Here is a 15,365-nt window from a genome sequence, read left to right as displayed (position 1 = left end):
TTTCACAAACCGAAGGTCGACATAATTATAGATAGAGGAAATGATCATGGCTTATGAATATAAACACATCCAGGTTCAACCAATTGGTGGCCGTATTGGCGCTGAAATCCAGGGCGTAAAACTGTCAGCGGATTTGGCTGATGAAGTGGTAAATGAAATCAACCAGGCATTATTGCAGCATAAAGCGATCTTCTTTAAAGATCAGCAACATCTAGATGATGTAGCCCAAGAAGCCTTTGCAGCACGTTTAGGCACACCGTTGAATCACCCGACTGTACCGGTAAAAGATGGCTCTGCACATATTCTGGAAATTGATTCACGCGGTGCACGTGCAGACAGCTGGCATACGGACATCAGCTTTATTGATGCCTATCCAAAAGCTTCTATCCTGCGTAGCGTGGTTGCACCCGCAGTAGGTGGCAATACCGTATGGGCAAATACAACCGCTGCCTACAATGATTTACCTGAAGAACTGAAAACACTGGCGGATAGCTTGCGTGCGATTCACAGCAACAACTTTGACTATGCTGCAAAAGTCAGTGTTCCAAAAGAAGCTTTGGAAAAATATAAAAACTACTTCAATTCAACTGAATATGAAACTGAACATCCATTAGTACGCGTTCATCCTGAAACAGGTGAAAAAACCTTGTTATTGGGCCATTTCTTTAAGAGCTTCGTCGGTTATAGCTCAAGTGAATCACGCCGTTTATTCGACCTGTTCCAAAGTTATGTAGAGAAGCTGGAAAATATTGTCAGCTGGCGCTGGAGTGCAGGTGATGTGGCGATCTGGGATAACCGTGCAACGCAACACCGTGCGATTAATGATTATGGTGACCAGCACCGTGTAGTACGCCGTGTAACTTTAGAGGGTGATGTGCCAGTCGGTGTGGATGGCCGTCCAAGCCGTGAACTGCGTAAAGATGTCAAGCAGGATATCAGCAATTTCCGCTATAACAGCGAAGACGGTATTTATGAAAAAGTTTCATAAGTAATTCTTATTCAATTGGAAACTTTGCATATAAATAGCTAAAGAATCAAGAATAAATGATTCGCCAGTCATTAATGATCCATCTAATATTTAAATAAAATATAGGGTGGATCATTTTATGAAAATTCATACTGCAAAAAATAATGTGGATTATGACATATTAAAAAATATATTTAAAAATATCTCTGAGGATAAGCTGGATTATATTTTAAAATATTCAACGATTCGAAAATATCAAAAAGGCGATTTGATATTAAATAAAGAAAATTGCCATACTGCTTTATATATATTGCTTGATGGGATTATCCAGATTGGATATTTAAGCCCATCAGGTCGTTTTCATGCCTTTAATTATTTCTCGGAAAAGCATCTGATTAACCTGCTTCCTTGCCTCAATACACAAGTGATTGATTATGATTATTATGCTTTTAATCAGGTCAAGGTCCTGCAAATTCCACAGCATATATTTATAGAAGAAATAAATGATAACAATCACTTAAAGCAGGATGCTTTAAATATTCTCAGCCGTCGGATGCAATATCTGATCCAGCAGGTTAAATTCCTGCAAGTCGCTAATTTACATCAAAAAGTATGCAAGGTTTTGCATGACCTTTCGATTCAGTACGGTCGATCTCATCCTCTGGGAACTGAAATTAAACTCAAGATCTCCCAGCATGATTTAGCAGATTTACTCTCTGCTTCACGCCAAACCATTAATAAAGAAATAAAGAATCTGGCCAGTCAAAATATTCTAGATTGGCAATATGAAAATATCGTGATTAAAAACAAAGAATATTTAAATTATCAGATTAACTGGATTTAAAATAATATTTTTGGATTTTATAAAATAATATATCAAAATCTATTTATATTATTTTTCTGCATATTAAAAATCATGCATATTAATTCCAACCAAAACAACAGGAATTAATAATGACAATTCAATCTATTAATGTGCGTAACCAGTTAAAAGGTACTATTCAGGAAATTGTAAAAGGTGATGTGGTTTCTGAAGTCGATGTAGTGACTGCTTCGGGTATTTTCACTTCGGTAATTACGACACGTTCTGTAGAAGAGCTGGATTTGCAGGTAGGAAGTCAGGTGATTGTGCTGATCAAATCGACTGATGTTTCACTGGCAAAACTGTAGGTGTGTCGATTGTATGAAGCAATATTTTAAACAAGGGGCAACGGTACTGACTCTGCTAAGCGCGAGTATTGGCTTAACGCATGCAGATGCGGAGGTAGGTCAGTTACAACAACAGGTCAGTCAACTCGAGCAGTCATTAAAACAATTAAAAACCCAGTTAGCGCAGATTCAGAATCAGAACGAAGCCGTTACAGAAGCCACTACTGCTGATGAGGCTGAACTATCTGCTGATGCAGAAACTGAATCTGATGATGACCAAAGCTTTGTGACACGTGCCGAGTTGCAAGGTCTGCAAAGCGATCTGGAAAACTATAAATATCAGGTACAACGTGACCGCGATACCAAAACGGCATTATCAACACGTCAACTGCTGATTAATGGGGTGGTGCAGGCCAAAGCCTCTTATATCGATGAAGCACAGCGCACTCCACCTACGGGTACCAATACCGGGATGGCAGTTCAAGACCGCCATTCTTCATTTGATTTAGGTGCAGTCCAAATTGGTTTTATTGGCAATCTGTATAAAGACTATGAAGAAGGCAAAAACCTGGATTTCAATCTGCGTTTTGGTACTTCTCCACAGACAGGGACCAATAACAGTTATCTGAACTTATTGGATGCGCAACTGACTTATCACGTATTGCCAACCTTAAGTGCCGACACGGGGCGCTTGAGCGTCACTTTAGGTCAGCAACTGTTGCCATTTGGCCAGGAAGTTCAGGCCACTGAAGACCTAAAACCTACCATTAACAATGCCTTGTTCAGTTTGCCGGGCCTAGGTTATGGACTGGCACTGCGTGAAGTCGGTCTGATTGTGCGTGGGGATGCCTTACCAACCGTGGACTATGGATATAACTATCGCTCGCCAATGATCAGCTATGCCTTTGGCTTGGTGAATGGTAATGGAGCCAATAAATCGGATGACAATGATGACAAAAACTTTATTGGACGTTTGCGTTATACCTTGCCTGCTGAATATAACTCATGGCTGCGTGAACTGAGTTTTGGTCTGTCCTGGTATCAAGGCAAGAGCAATCTATTTGAAATTGATGGTACCAGCGCGGCCTTTGCTGGTAAGGGCGATGTGCTGCGTAAAGGCTTCGATATTTACTATAACCACCATCCATTCGGTGTGACCTATGAATATGTACAAGGTGAAGATGACACCTACATTTCACAAACTGCACAGACCTATAAGCGTGAAAGTGAGTCGCACACAGGTACCTTGTTCTGGAACTTTGGTGAGCAGTTTGTCAAAGGATTCCGTAATCAGGGCCGTTATGACGACTGGTGGCCAAAGTCTTACCAAGCCTTCTATCGCTACGACACCATTGATCGTGACAAGAATTTAGCCGATCAAACTGTTGATATTCACAGTCTGGGCCTGAATGCATTCTTTGCGGAAACCACCAAGTTTCAGATCAACCTGAACCATGTCAACAACGACATTACAAACAAGAGCTATAACGAACTGGTCGCACAATTCCAGTACGGATTCTAATTTTATATTTTGAGGAATTTTCACATGTTTAAATGGTCAAAAGTATTCTTTGCCGGCCTTCTCTCTACAACAACACTGCTGCCAGCGATTCAGACCTCTGCCGCAGAGGCGAAACCCAGCGTGATCCGTTTTGCTTCGCCGATGGTCGGTACAGGTAATCGCCCTGTAGGTTATGGTAATTACTATGCGACTGCACAGACCTTGGGTTTATTTGAAAAAGAATTCCAGAAAGATGGCATCAAAGTACAATGGAATAACTTTAAAGGAGCGGGTCCTGCGATTAATGAATCTTATGCGAATGGTCTGGTCGATATTACCTGGATTGGTGATTTGCCTGGACTGATTGGCAAAGCCAGTCGTCTGGACACTAAACTGGTCGCCATGGCTGGCTCACAGGATAATACTTATCTGGTGGTAGCACCGGGTTCTCCGGCTAAATCGATTGCTGATTTAAAAGGGAAACGAATAGGCTTCTTTAAAGGAACCAATCTGCATTTATCGATTATTAATGTGGTCAAAAAATACGGATTCAGTGAGAAAGACTTCCGTTTTGTCAACATGGATGGCCCAGTGGCGTATTCCGCTTTAGCCAGTGGTGATATTGATGCAATCTGGAGCAGTAGCTATATTTTTCCTGTAGTCGATCGCGGTATTGCCAAGATTATTTATAGTACCAAAAATGAACCTGATCTCTATAAAACCTCAGGCTATGTACTGGTGAATTCCAAGTTTGAGCAAAAATATCCTGAAGTGGTTCAGCGTGTAGTGAATGTTTTGGTCAAACAAGCGGCTTGGGAAAGCAAGCCCGCTAATAAAGATGCCCTGTTTAAACTCTGGGCAAAATCTGGAATATCGTATAGCAACATCAATAAAGCCCATATTGGGGTAGATCTGAAACGTCATAGTGCCCCGATTTTTGATGCCTATAACGTGTCACTCATTAAGCAGAAGCTTAAAGCGGGTCAAGATTTGAAACTGATTCGCGGTAATGTCGATGTGGATAAATGGATTGAGCCGAAGTATGTCAATAATGCTCTAAAAACACTGAATTTACAGAATTATTGGAAACCTCTCAATGCCAATGGGCAATAACCATCATGCCCTTGAGGAGGTTGAGTGATGTTACAGGAAATCGAGCTTGAAACAGCCAAGACACCGACACAGGACAATGCTGCATCCAGATTGAACCGAAAAAGTATTCTGAATTTTTTAAAACAGAATCAGGTGTTCATATGGGGAATCGGAATCATTTTCCCCATCGCGCTGCTCTATCTGTGGCATGTGTCGGTAGAACGGAACTGGGTGAACCCTTTATTGCTTCCTGCACCTGAACTGGTCTGGGTGGCCTTGAAAGATCTGTATCAAACCGGCGAACTGTGGAGCAATCTGAGTGTCAGCCTGAGCCGGATTGGCTACGGGTTCAGTGCCGGCATTGTACTGGCACTGGTCTTAGGTCTGACTATGGGGCTGTCACGTCGAGCAGAAGCCTATATCTGGCCCACATTCAAAGCCATTAATCTGGTACCCGTGATCGGCTGGATTCCACTGTTAATTTTACTGGTCGGGATTGATGAAGCCCTCAAGATTATTCTGATTGCTAAAGCCGCGCTGGTACCGATGACGATCAATGTATTTAAAGGCGTGCGCAATATTCCACAGCAATTGACCGAAGTCGCGGAAGTTTATCAGTTGAGCACCTGGTCCAGATTTAAAAATGTGGTTCTGCCGGGTGCTTTTATCAGTTTTATCGGTGGTCTGCGTTTATCTCTGGCAAGTTCATGGGGCGCTCTGGTTGCAGTAGAACTGCTAGCTTCAAGTGAAGGGATCGGCTATGTGATGGTCTATGGCCGTCAGATTTTCCAGCTCGATGTGGTGATGGCAACTGTAGTGGTGATTGGACTGGTGGGATTTGGCTTTGACGTCATTATCCGCCTCATACAAAAACAGTTCCGTGGCTGGGATCAGGCTAGATAGAGAGAATATCATGAAAAAAATAGATTATCGCGGCTGGGTCATTCCTCTGGTTCTGTGGGTTGCCTGGTTGATCGTGACCGCAAAACAATGGATTGATCCTGCTTTACTGGCGCCGCCAGCTGCTGTATGGCAGGCCTTTGTAGAAAGCTGGCAGGCAGGCGAGGTGACAGAAAACATTATCGCCAGCCTACTTCGCAACACGGCAGGGTTTATTGCCGGTGGAGTGATGGGTGCAGTGCTGGGTTTGGCCTTGGGTCTAAATGTCTGGCTGGATCGAATCTTTTCTCCAACACTGAATGCCATTAAACACGTGGCTGTATTTGCCTGGATTCCACTGATGATCATGTGGTTTGGACACGGTGAAGTTTCAAAAGTGATTTTTATTGCCTTGGTGGTGTTCTATCCGGTGTTCTTTAATACCTATGACGGGGTTAAGAATGTGCCGGTCAAAATTAAGGAAGTGGCGCAGATTTTCCAGCTTAGTCCGGTACGTACTTTTTTTAAAGTGATTTTACCCGCAGCAGCCCCAAGTATTTTTGCCGGTTTGAATATTGCGCTGGTGTTTTCATGGGTGGCGACTGTTGGCGCGGAGTATTTCTTTGTGTCCTCGGTTGGCGTGGTCAATCCAATCATGGACGGACAGAACCTGTTCCAGATGGAAGTGGTGCTATATGGCATGGCCATTATTGCGATTGTCGGGCTGTTATTTTCCAAGGCAGCACAGTTTTTTGAAAACTATAACTTACGCTGGCGTCAGGCGGCCAATAAATAAAAGATGTGAGATAACAACATGAATCAACAGGCGAATATTAAGGGTCATGTCCAGATCCAGAAACTCGACAAGTACTTCCCTAAAGACGGGGAGGAGTTACAAGTATTAGATCAGATTAATCTGAATATCCAGCCAGGCGAGTTCATTAGTATTGTCGGTAATAGTGGCTGTGGTAAATCAACCTTATTGCGGCTTTTGGTGGGCCTTGATGCCGAGTTTCAAGGCAGTATTTTGATTGATGGCAAACCGATTCAGGGCACCAGTCTGGATCGCGGGATTGTGTTTCAGGATCACCGTTTGTTCCCTTGGCTGAGTGTCGAGCAAAATGTAGCTTTAGCGCTGGAAAAATCAGGCCTGAGCAAAGCTGAAAAGCAGGAACTCATTGATTATCATCTGGAGCTGGTGCAATTGAGCCAGTTTAAAACTGCCTATCCAAGTCAGCTGTCTGGGGGGATGAGCCAGCGTGTGGCAATTGCGCGTAGTCTGGTGAATCGTCCACAAATTTTATTACTGGATGAACCTTTTGGTGCCTTGGATGCCTTGACTCGGGCCAACTTGCAACAGGAATTACAGCGGATCTGGCAGTCGGAAAAGATCACCTCTATTCTGGTCACCCATGATGTAGAAGAGGCGGTATTGTTAGGTGATTGCGTAGTGGTAATGCAACCCCATCCGGGACGAATCAAACGTATTGTGAAAGTGGATCTGGAACGTCCGCGTAAACGTGAAGACTACCGTCTGGCGGCCATTAAAAATGACATCTTGCTTGACTTCCAGGATCAGGTCGAGCTTGTGCCGCATGAACTGGAACAGTATAAATTGGCCTGGTAAGCAGAGCCATTTGAATACCCGCATTCGCGGGTTTTTTATTGCCCTAAGCATTGTTGCGATTTGGTTGTTCGGAATATTTTAAATAACGTTTTCTAGAAGAAAAAAAATTTAAATTATTGAAATATATAATTTTATATCTAAGTATTAAAATCTATACATGCTTTTGATAACCAAATAAAAAATCAAGATAACTCCTTACCCTAAACTCTTTTATAGTCAAAAGAGTCCTATTTTCAGCAGATCTAAAAGAGACAGAAATTTATCCAAGTTCATAAACAGGGTAGATCTAATCTAGAACAATGATTAAATATGTATTACAACAAAAGGTGAGGAAAAATGATGGAGCACTCTCAATGTAGAATCACGATTCAAAATTTGCATAAAAGTTATAGCACAGCACCAGATCAGCAGGCTCAGATCCTCGAAGATATTAATCTGGATATTCATGCAGGCGATTTTGTCAGTGTGGTAGGGCATGCTGGCTGTGGTAAATCCACATTGTTACGCTTACTGATGGGCTTAGAGCAGCATCAACAGGGCCAGATTCTGATTCAGGGAAAACAGCCATCTGAACATCTTCCAAATCTCAGTATTGTCTATCAGGATCATCGACTGTTTAACTGGCTCAGTGTGACGGAAAATATCCGCATGGCCTTACATCAAATCCCTTTAAGCAAAGAAGAGGAAAACCGAAGAATTCAGGAACAGCTGGAATTACTGCAACTGACGCCGTTTAAGGATGCTTATCCATCACACTTGTCTGCTGGCATGAATCTGAGAGTGGCCATTGCCAAAAGCCTGGTTACTCAACCGGATATTTTATTATTAGATGATCCTTTTGCCAGGCTGGACGCACTAATGCGTCATCATCTGCATGAAGAATTACAGCGAATCTGGAAAGCCAAAAAAATTACCGTGATTTTAGCGACCCAAGATATTGCTGAAGCTTTATTACTGAGCACTTCAGTTGTGGTAATGCAGGCTAATCCTGGACGAATCGAACAGGTTTTAAAGGTGTCTTTATCTTATCCACGCAAGCGCCAGAATACGCGACTACAGCAGTTGAAAAAAGAAATTCTAAAAGCATTAAATTTTTCAATCGTGAAGGATCAACAGCCGCTACTCACAGGCTCTGGTCAGTTTTGCTGGTAGGCTAGGGGCTTCATTCGTTTCAAGTTATACAGAGATCAACAGCAATAAACCTCGCCCATAGTTGTCATTTCCACTAGCACCAATTACCCCAGTGCTTAACTTAAAGAAATAAAAAATGCCCTATCGGGCATTTTTTATAATGGATGGTTTAAGAGGCAACCGCAGTATTTTGTTGCGTAATCACATACTGATTTTCTGGCCGTTTCAGTCCTAAGTTTTCACGCAGAGTTGTGCCTTCATATTCGGTCCGGAACAGGCCACGGCGTTGTAGCTCGGGTACGATGAAATCGACAAAGTCATTCAGACCGGCAGGCGTAGTTGGTGGCAAGACATTGAAACCATCAGCTGCTTCATTTTCGAACCATTCCTGTAGCTGGTCGACTACCTGTGCAGGTGTTCCGATCAGCGTCCAGTGACCGCGAGCAGAGGCAATATATTCATATAGCTGGCGAATGCTGAAGTGATGCTTCGCTGCAATTTCAAACATCATTTGCTGACGGCTAGACTTGATCTCAATATCTTCTAGAGGAAATGGGGCATCCAAATCATAGTTTGAAAGATTAATATCACCTGCCAGACCAGACAGTAAGCCCAAACCGACATCTGGATGAATCAGACTGTTCAGTAATTCATATTTTTCTTTGGCTTCCTGTTCTGTTTTAGCTACAAAGACAGAGACCCCCGGCATTACTTTTAAATCATCCGGATGACGGCCATATTTAGCCAGACGACTTTTGACATCACGATAGAAGGCTTGGGCATCAGACAGGCTTTGCTGGGCAGTAAAAATCACTTCGGCATATTTGGCGGCCAGCTCACGTCCATCTTCAGATTGGCCCGCCTGAACAATCACTGGATAGCCTTGTGGTGGACGAGGGACATTGAGTGCACCCTGGACATTAAAATATTTGCCGCTATGCAGTGGTTCGTGCTGTTTAGATGCATCAAAGAAATGACCGTTTTCTTTGTCATAGAGGAATGCATCATCTTCCCAGGAGTCCCAGAGCTTCTGTACAACTTCAATAAATTCATCCGCGCGCTCATAACGGACTTTGGCATCCGGATGCGCACTAAAACCAAAGTTACGTGCGGTTTCAGCAGAAATAGTGGTCACGACATTCCATGCGGCACGACCTTTACTGATATGGTCTAAAGAGGCATATTTTCGTGCCAACAGATACGGTTCTTCATAGGTGGTAGAAGCAGTGGCAATAAAACCAATATTTTGGGTGACGGCTGAAATCGCTGCGAATAAGGTGACGGGTTCAAAGCCCACAACTTTATCGCTATAACCGACATTCTTATTATGTTTGGAAGCGCCATGACTCCAGTTGACTGCCAGACCATCTGCAAGGAAATAAGCATCAAACAGGCCGCGTTCAGCAGTTTTTGCTAATTCAATCGCATAATCGATGCTTAAATGATCCTGAGGACGAGATTCAGGATGGCGCCAACCTGCCGCATGTTGCGAAGTCGTTGGAATAAAAGCACCCAGTTTAATTTGTCGTTTAGCCATGAGAAGACCTTGTGTTTTTATACAATACACTGCTTATAACAAGGATCTTCATGGCTGAAAAATATAATAAAAATGAATCCATATAAAAAATATGGATTAAGCAGGAAATACGCTATTTAGAGGTGCTTTGCTAAGGTTTATCCAGTAGTAAGGCTAGAAGATTAAACCAGTGCCTCGATGGTTTTTTTCTTCCAGATAAACTGGTAATACAGGCCTTGCATGATACAAAGACAGACAAAGGCCAAGGCATAACCATACCAGATCCCTTGTAAACCCCACCAGCGGCTGAACATATAGGCAGCTGGTACTTCAATGCCAATAATGGCAATAATATTGATCAACATCGGGACTGTCACTGTGCCACTGGCCCGCATGATCGAAGCAAAAATTGCGCTAGCACCAAAGAACAAAATCGACCATAGGACAATGAAGAGAAGTTGCTGACCCAATACCACAACCTGTGGGTCAGTGATAAATAGTGCCATGAGATATTTAGAAAACAGATAAGCCAGAATTACCAGACTACCTGTAAACAAGATATTCATACTTAAAGCAGTTCGGGTCACTTTATTGAGCAAATCATTTTTACCAGCACCAATGGCCTGTGCCCCAAAGACGGAAGCCGCAATGGCAATAGAAAGGGCAGGGAACTGAATATAATTCAGCACCTGATTCACGGCACCATAGGCCGCCGTCGCTTCTGCACCATAACGGTTGACCAGACCTACAATGACCAGACCAGCGACTGAAGTTGTGACCATTTGAACCCCGGTTGGAATACCTAAGCGCAGGATAATCTTGCTGAGCTGGGGCTGATGACGGATATCTTTGATCAACGCCCAGTCTGGTCTTAGAGGATGACGCTTATAATTTAAATAGAGAATGAGAAATAACAGAACAGCCAAGTTGCCCAGAATGGTTGCAATTGCTGGAGAGATGATCCCCATTTTAGGAAAACCAAAATAACCCGCGATCAGGACCGGTGTCACTACCAAGCCCACACCAATCGTTAGGGCAGAGGCAAACAGTGGCGTAGTACTGTCTCCAACCCCGCGTAAAATTGAAGTATAAATAATATAAATAAAAATCAGAGGACTACCGGCCAGCATCCATTGCACATAAGGCAAAGACAGGTGCATCACATCCGGATCTGTACTCAAGAGTTGCAGGATATTTTCAGCAAAAAATACACCCAATAGGGCAATCAGGCTGCCACCAATCAGTGTCATAAACAGGGTAGAGCCAACTACACAGCGCACTTTTTCCAGGTTTCTGGCACCCCAAGCTTGTCCTACCAGAACCGTAGAACCTGCAGAGAGACCAATCACAAAAGCCATCAGACAGAACAGAATCGGGAAAAATACTGCCACAGCGGCAATTGCTTGCACGCCGAGCATTTGCCCGACAAAAACAGTATTAATCGTACCGGACAGGCTTTGCAGGATGTTGGTAACGACCAGCGGTAACAGGAAAATAAAAAATGTTTTCCATAAATTCTGCTGGTGAACCAATGCTTGCTGTGCCATATGACATCCTGTTCTTGATTTTTCATATATTTATCAGGACTAAATTATCCATGATCCGCATCAAGAACGCCTTAGCTTTTCAGTAACCAATAAGTCTATTTTTTTAAACTTTGGAAAGAATCTGTGCCGCTTCTATCAAGGTTTCATCTTTTTTGGCAAAGCAGAAGCGTAATAAGTGTAAATCTTTAGGCGGCTCCTGATAAAACGCTGATACCGGAATCGCCACAACACCGTGTTGTTTCGCCAGATAATGGCACATCGACAGTGCATCCAGATCAGGACGAATTTCACTGTAATCCAGATTCTGGAAATAGGTGCCTTGTGATGGCGTCCAGTGAAAACGGGAGTCTGTCAGTGCATGATTAAACAAATCCCGTTTGGCCTGATAAAAACCGGACAGCTCATGGATATGTTCAGAATGTAGCTGCATATATTCAGTCAAAGCCACCTGAATTGGCGTTACACCACAGAAGCTGACAAACTGGTAAATCTGTCTGAACATCTGCATTAAGGCTGGCGGTGCAACACAGAAACCAGTTTTCCAGCCGGTCACATGAAAGGTTTTACCAAAAGAACCAATCACAAAACTGCGTTCACGGAGTTCCGGAAATGATGCTGCAGAATGATGACGAACTTCATCAAATACCAGATGTTCATAAACTTCATCAGACAGAACTACAATATTGCGATCACGAATCAGTTCAATCAGCTGTTGCCAGTCTTGCTCTGTCCATACCGTTCCGGTGGGATTATGCGGTGTATTCACTACAATCATGCGGGTACGGTCATTGATTGCATCTTTGACCTGATTCCAGTCCACAGAAAAACCAGGATATTCCAGAGCGATATGTACCGGTTTGGCACCGACCAGCTTCACGCTTGGCGCATAGCTGTCATAACTGGGATCAAAAATAATGACTTCTTCACCTGTTCGTACCGTTGCCTGAATTGCACAGAAGATTGCAATCGTTGCGCCAGGAGTAATGGTGATTTCATCTACCGGGTCTAGAATGAGCTGGTCACGATGCTGATAAAGATCAGCGACCAGCCCACGTAATACTGGTAAACCATCACCCGGTGCATATTGATTAAAACCATTTTCAGCCGCCCGACTGAGGGCTTCAATCAATTGCGGTGGAGCAGGAAAATCTGGAAAACCTTGTGACAGGTTAATTGCTCCGAGTTTTTGTGCCAAGGCCGACATGGTACTAAAAATAGTAACGCCCAGATTGGGAAGTTTAGAATGTAACTCAAGCATGTCCTTGGCCTCTGGCTTATCCTGTAATCGAGGATGATGTAGGAGATATAAAGTATTCGGCTTTCAGTGTAGCAGTAAGTGAATCAGCAAATAATCAGAAAAATTGAAAAGGTTGAAACAGAATACATCTTCTATTTCATAAGCATAGAGGATATAAGGTCAGGTTAAGGCTATTTGTGGTTAATTCATGTGAAATAAATACCAAGATGGATTGTTCTAAGCTTATTCCCTAAAATCAGTGCGATAAAAATAACCTCAAATAATAATTATAAAATGCTACAGAGTATTTATACGGTGCTTGAGGGCTTGGGTCTAAGCTCACAGAAGCGTGCACTTCATCTCCGATTTTCTAATGAAATTTTAAATTCTCAGGTTCTGATTCAGCGTATTGAAGGCAGGCACTGGATCAATGAGGGGCTACATGCTGAATTACTTTGTCTATCCACCCATCCCTATATTGCCTTAAAACAGTTTATTGGCTGTCAGGTTGCTGTTGATCAGGTCACTGATCAAGGTGAGCTTTTCCGGACTACAGGTATCATTACCGCAGCTAAACAGGGGCATAGCGATGGTGCTTTAAGTGTCTATCAGCTGACTCTCGAAGATGCGACTTCACTTTGGCATAAACGCCGTAATAGTCGTGTGTTTTTGAATAAAAGTGTCAGGGAGATCAGTGAAATTCTGTTTACTGAATGGCAAAAGCGAAGTGGCTTATTTGCGAAAAGTTTAAGTTTGGATCTTTCCGGACTAAATCGTGAATATGATGTACGGCCATTGGTCATACAGTCCAATGAAAGTGATTATGACTTTCTGACCCGCCTATGGCGTAGTGAGGGTATTAACTGGCTGATTGATGAAAAGGAATTAATCATTTCAATATCAGCTCGAACCATTCAGCCACAAGTCCTGCGTCTTGTTGATGAGCAGCAATATTTTCAAGCCTTAAAGCGCCGTTCCATCCGCTTCCATCGCAGTCATGCAACTGAGCAATTCGATACTATCACCAGCCTAATTGCTGAGCGCCAATTAGTGCCAAACAATGTTGGATTGCAACGCTGGCAAGCTATAGATCTGGAGCAGGAGCAAAACCAGCGATTGGTGAATATTCAGCAGAGTAGTGTTCAGGATCATACTAGTTTAAATCTGGAAGATGTCTGGAACATCAGCCCAGCTTGGACCAGTGACCTAAATAGAGAAGATCAGGCTACATCATCCAGTCCAGCTCAACTGGATCAACTTAGTCAGCAACTTAGTCACTATCATGCCATGCAGTCCAAATATTTTAAGGCCAGCAGTAGTGTTCGTGATGCCCAAGTGGGTTACTGGTTTGAACTGCATCATCATCCCGAAATTGATCAACATCCGGAAAATCAGCGAGAGTTTCTCATCTTAGGTAAATATTTCTATAACCAGAATAATTTACCGAAAGATCTTTTGCTACAGCTGGATCAGCTCATGCAGTCCAGTCGCTGGAAAGTTCTGGATGATGAGAGACAAGGTAATGAGCTGTATTTAATTCGTCGAGATATTCCTGTAATACCTGAATATCATGCACTACAACATCGGCCCGTGGCCTATCCACAACGGGCGAAAGTGGTAGGGCCTGAAGGTGAAACTATTTATGTCGATGAATGAGGACGCGTGAAGGTTCGCTTTTTATTTACCCGTAGTGAAGATCATCAGCATGATGGTGGTGCTGGCGCCAATGATAATGACACTGATTCGGCCTGGGTAGATGTGCTAACGCCATGGGCAGGTGAAGGTTATGGCGCCCGATTCCATCCACGTATCGGGGAAATTGTAGTGATTGATTTCTTCGAAGGAGATATTGATCGTCCCTTTATTGTTGGACGTATTCATGAGGCTGAACGTTATCAAACTATGTTTGATAAGAAGGGGCAATTGCCACTCACTAAAAAACTAAGTGGTATCCGTTCTCAAGAGGTGGATGGCGAAGGTTTTAACCAGCTTCGCTTCGATGATACAACTGGACAGATTAGTGCACAGCTGCAAAGTAGTCATGGGGCCAGTCAGCTAAATTTAGGAAATCTAAGCCATCCAAAAGAAGATGAGGCTAGCAACGGGCGTGGTGAGGGCTTTGAGTTAAGAACAGATCAATGGGGAGTACTAAGAGCCGGAGCTGGCTTGCTTCTCTCTACCTATAAACAAGAAAATGCCAATGCCAATCACTTAAATGCCAGTCCTGCGAAAAGCCAGCTTGAATCTAGTTTGAATCATAGTAAGGCCTTAAGTGAGATTGCCAAAAATCAGCAAACAGATCCCTTAGAAGGGTTAGATCATCTGAAAAAATTTCTGGATCAGATTGAACAGCAAGATCAAAGCAAGGCTGAAACCTTTAAACAGGCTTTAATGCTGCTGTGTGCACCGAATTCAATTGCACTCTCAACTAATGAAGATCTGTATCTTTCAGCTGATCAGTTCGGACTCTGGAGAAACGACGACTTTGTTTAAGGAAATTCCAGTAGGTTGCTTCAAATTTAAGAAAGAAATCATCAATTACGCAAAATAATTCGGTACTATTAAACATCGGGACTAGAGTTTTAAGTTTTATGTGGTAACTCAACTGATGGCTCTAGTCCTCTTATTTTTCAAGTCAATTTTTTATCCGCGATTCGGGTTAAAATATGAAAATACTTAAATCTATAGTAATAATTAGCAGTAGCTTCTTTTCACTATT

At 42.9% G+C, this 15,365-nt stretch carries 12 protein-coding genes and 2 pseudogenes; 10 read left to right on the top strand and 4 right to left on the bottom strand.

Annotated elements, in window-relative coordinates; genetic code table 11:
• Positions 1-46: 46 nt before the first annotated feature.
• The 9 genes from FTV34_RS09395 (at position 47) to FTV34_RS09355 (ending at position 8,367) form a co-directional block, all read left to right on the top strand.
• Entirely contained in the window at positions 47-988 is a 942-nt protein-coding gene (locus tag FTV34_RS09395; RefSeq protein ID WP_171505607.1) for a TauD/TfdA family dioxygenase, read from the top strand.
• A gap of 118 nt (positions 989-1,106) precedes the next feature.
• Positions 1,107-1,811 (top strand): Crp/Fnr family transcriptional regulator, encoded by a 705-nt coding sequence (locus FTV34_RS09390; RefSeq protein WP_180011599.1) that lies wholly within the window; start codon positions 1,107-1,109, stop codon positions 1,809-1,811.
• Positions 1,812-1,921: 110 nt separating this feature from the next.
• A complete protein-coding gene (locus FTV34_RS09385; RefSeq protein WP_179992729.1) occupies positions 1,922-2,137 on the top strand; it encodes a molybdopterin-binding protein in 216 nt (71 codons plus the stop codon).
• A 13-nt stretch (positions 2,138-2,150) separates the two neighbouring features.
• Complete coding sequence (locus tag FTV34_RS09380) at positions 2,151-3,638, top strand: hypothetical protein (RefSeq protein ID WP_180011601.1); 1,488 nt, start codon at positions 2,151-2,153, stop codon at positions 3,636-3,638.
• A gap of 24 nt (positions 3,639-3,662) precedes the next feature.
• A complete protein-coding gene (locus FTV34_RS09375; protein ID WP_180052703.1) occupies positions 3,663-4,730 on the top strand; it encodes an ABC transporter substrate-binding protein in 1,068 nt (355 codons plus the stop codon).
• A 27-nt stretch (positions 4,731-4,757) separates the two neighbouring features.
• Entirely contained in the window at positions 4,758-5,612 is an 855-nt protein-coding gene (locus FTV34_RS09370) for an ABC transporter permease (protein WP_159124141.1), read from the top strand.
• Positions 5,613-5,622: 10 nt separating this feature from the next.
• Positions 5,623-6,384, top strand: a complete 762-nt coding sequence (locus tag FTV34_RS09365) for an ABC transporter permease (protein ID WP_180002675.1) — start codon at positions 5,623-5,625, stop codon at positions 6,382-6,384.
• Positions 6,385-6,402: 18 nt separating this feature from the next.
• Positions 6,403-7,215 (top strand): ABC transporter ATP-binding protein, encoded by an 813-nt coding sequence (locus FTV34_RS09360; RefSeq protein ID WP_180069990.1) that lies wholly within the window; start codon positions 6,403-6,405, stop codon positions 7,213-7,215.
• Positions 7,216-7,551: 336 nt separating this feature from the next.
• Complete coding sequence (locus FTV34_RS09355; protein ID WP_180069988.1) at positions 7,552-8,367, top strand: ABC transporter ATP-binding protein; 816 nt, start codon at positions 7,552-7,554, stop codon at positions 8,365-8,367.
• Between the two features lie 148 nt (positions 8,368-8,515).
• Here the strand turns inward: FTV34_RS09355 and FTV34_RS09350 are convergent, their stop codons facing one another.
• The 3 genes from FTV34_RS09350 to FTV34_RS09340 all read right to left on the bottom strand — a co-directional run bounded on the left by FTV34_RS09350 (position 8,516) and on the right by FTV34_RS09340 (position 12,667).
• Positions 8,516-9,883 (bottom strand): LLM class flavin-dependent oxidoreductase, encoded by a 1,368-nt coding sequence (locus FTV34_RS09350; protein ID WP_180069986.1) that lies wholly within the window; start codon positions 9,881-9,883, stop codon positions 8,516-8,518.
• Positions 9,884-10,044: 161 nt separating this feature from the next.
• Positions 10,045-11,409, bottom strand: coding sequence for an MATE family efflux transporter (locus tag FTV34_RS09345; RefSeq protein WP_180069984.1), 1,365 nt, complete (start codon positions 11,407-11,409; stop codon positions 10,045-10,047).
• A gap of 103 nt (positions 11,410-11,512) precedes the next feature.
• A complete protein-coding gene (locus tag FTV34_RS09340; RefSeq protein ID WP_180069982.1) occupies positions 11,513-12,667 on the bottom strand; it encodes a methionine aminotransferase in 1,155 nt (384 codons plus the stop codon).
• Positions 12,668-12,940: 273 nt separating this feature from the next.
• Between FTV34_RS09340 and FTV34_RS09335 the strand changes: the two are divergent.
• Positions 12,941-15,106, top strand: a pseudogene (locus FTV34_RS09335) (type VI secretion system Vgr family protein); the annotation flags it as partial.
• Here FTV34_RS09335 and FTV34_RS17920 read toward each other — a convergent pair.
• Positions 15,081-15,215 (bottom strand): annotated as a pseudogene (locus FTV34_RS17920) (IS982 family transposase); the annotation flags it as partial. The pseudogenes FTV34_RS09335 and FTV34_RS17920 overlap by 26 nt on opposite strands.
• Positions 15,216-15,365 lie beyond the last annotated feature (150 nt).

It is taken from the genome of Acinetobacter sp. YH16038 (assembly GCF_013417275.1).
In the GTDB taxonomy this organism is placed as follows: Bacteria; Pseudomonadota; Gammaproteobacteria; order Pseudomonadales; family Moraxellaceae; genus Acinetobacter.
The sequence above is the reverse complement of the archived record's forward strand: the minus strand, read 5'-3'. Positions and strand labels throughout refer to the sequence as shown.

What these genes read in the sequence shown, in the direction of transcription:
- FTV34_RS09350 (WP_180069986.1), bottom strand. Translation starts at nt 9,883, where the DNA reads ATGGCTAAACGACAAATTAAACTGGGTGCTTTTATTCCAACGACTTCG.
- FTV34_RS09345 (WP_180069984.1), bottom strand. Translation starts at nt 11,409, where the DNA reads ATGGCACAGCAAGCATTGGTTCACCAGCAGAATTTATGGAAAACATTT.
- FTV34_RS09370 (WP_159124141.1), top strand. Translation starts at nt 4,758, where the DNA reads ATGTTACAGGAAATCGAGCTTGAAACAGCCAAGACACCGACACAGGAC.
- FTV34_RS09355 (WP_180069988.1), top strand. Translation starts at nt 7,552, where the DNA reads ATGATGGAGCACTCTCAATGTAGAATCACGATTCAAAATTTGCATAAA.
- FTV34_RS09375 (WP_180052703.1), top strand. Translation starts at nt 3,663, where the DNA reads ATGTTTAAATGGTCAAAAGTATTCTTTGCCGGCCTTCTCTCTACAACA.
- FTV34_RS09395 (WP_171505607.1), top strand. Translation starts at nt 47, where the DNA reads ATGGCTTATGAATATAAACACATCCAGGTTCAACCAATTGGTGGCCGT.
- FTV34_RS09365 (WP_180002675.1), top strand. Translation starts at nt 5,623, where the DNA reads ATGAAAAAAATAGATTATCGCGGCTGGGTCATTCCTCTGGTTCTGTGG.
- FTV34_RS09340 (WP_180069982.1), bottom strand. Translation starts at nt 12,667, where the DNA reads ATGCTTGAGTTACATTCTAAACTTCCCAATCTGGGCGTTACTATTTTT.
- FTV34_RS09380 (WP_180011601.1), top strand. Translation starts at nt 2,151, where the DNA reads ATGAAGCAATATTTTAAACAAGGGGCAACGGTACTGACTCTGCTAAGC.
- FTV34_RS09360 (WP_180069990.1), top strand. Translation starts at nt 6,403, where the DNA reads ATGAATCAACAGGCGAATATTAAGGGTCATGTCCAGATCCAGAAACTC.
- FTV34_RS09385 (WP_179992729.1), top strand. Translation starts at nt 1,922, where the DNA reads ATGACAATTCAATCTATTAATGTGCGTAACCAGTTAAAAGGTACTATT.
- FTV34_RS09390 (WP_180011599.1), top strand. Translation starts at nt 1,107, where the DNA reads ATGAAAATTCATACTGCAAAAAATAATGTGGATTATGACATATTAAAA.